The sequence below is a fragment of the Pseudomonas sp. 05N434 genome (genome assembly GCF_056396965.1).
This window is the reverse complement of record NZ_JBFTMK010000604.1, coordinates 1-2909: the sequence shown is the minus strand read 5'-3', so window position 1 is coordinate 2909 and position 2909 is coordinate 1. Positions and strand designations below refer to the sequence as shown.

Below are 2909 nucleotides of genomic sequence, written 5' to 3'. Positions count from 1 at the left end.
GGACATCGCTCGGGGCCGAGAAACACCCGTCCTGCCGGGCGTTGCGGCGGTCTTGCCCTGCTTGGGGTTCACGAGGCATGCAATCATTTCAAATAATTACAAAATGCTTAAGTGCTAGCATTTGATAACAACCCCGGCACCCCATTCATGACAGGCAATCCGTCGCGCAGTGCATGTAATTGTTTGCGTGGCGTCGAACTTATGAGTAACAGGTAAACAATGATGACCCATACCCATGAACAGGCAATGAATTATGTTTATCAACAAGTACTGCAGCGCTTGCTGAGCTTTTTCTCTCGCGCCGAGCGCACGGCATTGCAACTGATGATTCAGCGCCTGGTGGTGTCGGCTGGAGGTATGGAGCGTATCGGCGATTACAAGGTGTTGGTGATCCAGTCCGGCTCCCGTGACAGCTGCTACACACTGGCGTTGCTGCGCGCCGCGCAACTGAGTATCGCCGGTCGGGCACCGGCGACGTTTCAGCTGCGAGTGGCCACTTTGCGCTTGAGTGGTACGGCTGCGACAGCACTGGAAAACATCCATCGCAGCAGCAGTGCATTGTTTCTATACGACGATCCCCGGGTCGAAATGTTGATGGTCGATAATCGTGAGGTCCTGCCGTTCAATCACTTGGCGCCAATCTCCGATGCCGGCCGCGAGTCGAATCGGCTCAATCTGCTGATGGTCGGGCACCGTCGGGCCTGGAACGGGCCGCTTGAGTTGTGGGACGACGGGTACCTGGCCACAGGTGATTTTTATGGACAAATTGCCCGCTGGGACAACGGCGTCGATGTCATGGTCAGCAGCGATTCACCCCGTCGGCAGGCTCAGTTTATCGAGGGTTTGAACCGTGYCGCAGCCAAGGCCGGGCTTGCGCCGACGAGCCGCCATGAAACGGGCTACGAGGGATTGTTCGCGCGGCTCGATGAACTGGGCAGCGACTGCTATCGCGAGTTTTATCCCGACTCTGCTCAGGCTGCGTGGCGTCCTGCCGAGCGCTTTGAGGCCTGCCGTCGCACGACCTTCATCGACATCCACGACATGCTGGTCAGCAACCTGGAAGAGCGCTGGCCGCTGCTCACTGACTTCCTCGGCTTCCAACCTGATGAACTGACGGCTCAATTCAGTGATAACAACCATGTCAGTCCGTCGATATCCGCGCACCTTCGCGGCTTGCAAGCGCGCTTTGTACACGGTCGCACCTACGAAGAGGGGGTCAGCGAATACCTGCAGCGGGCGTTGGTGATGATGCGTCGTAAACAATTGCCCGAGCGCTTTTGCGAGCAGGCAGTGGAGGCCCTCGGCAATCCGCTGACCATGGCCGATCAGCGCGGATTGGCGACAGCCGAGGCACAAAAAAATCTCGGTTTGAGTGAAGCGCAACTGGTGTGCCTGCTGTTCGCCCCGTTTGTCGATAACGGCGCGGCCCTGGAGCATTTTCTTCGTCAATGCCATCCCGGCATGCTGGTAGCGCTGCCGGAATTGCACCGGGCGATGCAGGGCGGTCCGGCACCCGAGCAGGTTCTGCAGTGGATGGTGGATGTCAGCKGGTTGCCGGTCAGCCTGATCGGTACGCTTTACCGCATGAGGCCGGTGGTTCGGGATGAGGGTAGGGTGCCAGGCACGGAAAGCGGCGACGCGGGCGTGCAAGTCGAAGACATGGACCCCGAGAATGAAGCAGCAGTGACTGGCGAATGGTCGATGGGCCAGTGAATGTTCCTGGTTTGGCGGACGCATCAAGAGTGCGTCATGACGTTCGTAGCGTGTTCGGTCATCACCCATGAAAGGATCACGAGATTCCGATTTCGCGTACCAGGCGGTGTACCGCTACCTGAACAATCTGATCAATGAGCCGGGCAGTGACGTGCGAGTGCGCCTGCCCTCATTGCGGCAGTTGGCGGATCGTTTGAGTGTGTCGATCTCGACCATTCAATACGCCTATTCGCTGCTGGAGAAGGAAGGACGCATCTATTCGGTTGCCAAGTCAGGCTATTACGCACTGCCGGTGTCTTCTATCGGTCTTCCCGGCAGCGGTAAAGACCTGCTCGAAACGGTCTATGTCAACGCCAGGCGCCCCGGCATGCTGGTGTTGAGCGCCGATGAACCGGCGTTGTTACAACCCCTGGACAGCCCGTTGTTGTTGCTGGAGAGAGAATTGCTGCGCCAGTATCCGCGCCAGCCACAACCGTCTTCACAACCCTGCGGCGAGCTGGAACTGCGCACGGCCCTTGCGGCACGCTACACCACTTCGCCGACACGCTGCTGGCATGCCGATGATGTCTATATCGGCGCAGATATGCGCGGCGTACTTGAAATATTGATCGCCGTTCTTGAGCTCAAAGATTCGGTGGTGGTGGTCGAGTCGCCGTGCGACTGGGTGATTCTGCGCTTGTTCCAGGACGCCGACGTGCAGATTGTCGAGCTGCCGCTGCAAGCCTGTGGTGGCCTGGATCTCGAACAGCTGAGAGAGCTGCTCGAGACCGGGCAGGTGCGACTGATGATGCTTTCATCGGGACTGAACATGCCGCGCGGGAGCGTGGCGCCTGACGACAACCGGCAGTCCACTGCGCAACTGCTGGGACGGCATGGCTGTTGGGTGTTGGAAAACGATTGTTACGGCGAGCTCGAATTCGAGCCGAGCGGCTTGCGGTTTCGCGACCTGGTGGACCCTGATCGGCTGATCGTGTTTTCCACTTTCGAGAAAATCATCGGCTCGGAGGCACCCTTTGGTTACCTGCTCTCGCGACAACTGCGTGCCGAACTGCAACGGCACTTTCTGCTGCGGGCATTCCGTTTGTCGCTGATTCGTCAGAAAGCCATCGCGCGGCTGTACAGCAACGGACGCATCGATCAACACCTGCTGGTGTTGCGACGACTGCTCAAGGAACGCATGGTGCTGATGACCCAAC

The 2909-nt window shown here is 58.6% G+C and carries 2 protein-coding genes; both read left to right on the top strand.

Annotation, left to right across the window (positions count from 1 at the left end; translation table 11 throughout):
* Window positions 1-222: 222 nt before the first annotated feature.
* Window positions 223-1713, top strand: a complete 1491-nt coding sequence (locus AC1DLB_RS26650) for a hypothetical protein (RefSeq protein WP_477785974.1) — start codon at window positions 223-225, stop codon at window positions 1711-1713.
* Window positions 1714-1780: 67 nt separating this feature from the next.
* The coding region (locus AC1DLB_RS26645) for an aminotransferase class I/II-fold pyridoxal phosphate-dependent enzyme (protein ID WP_477785973.1) at window positions 1781-2909 on the top strand (1129 nt) is incomplete at its 3' end.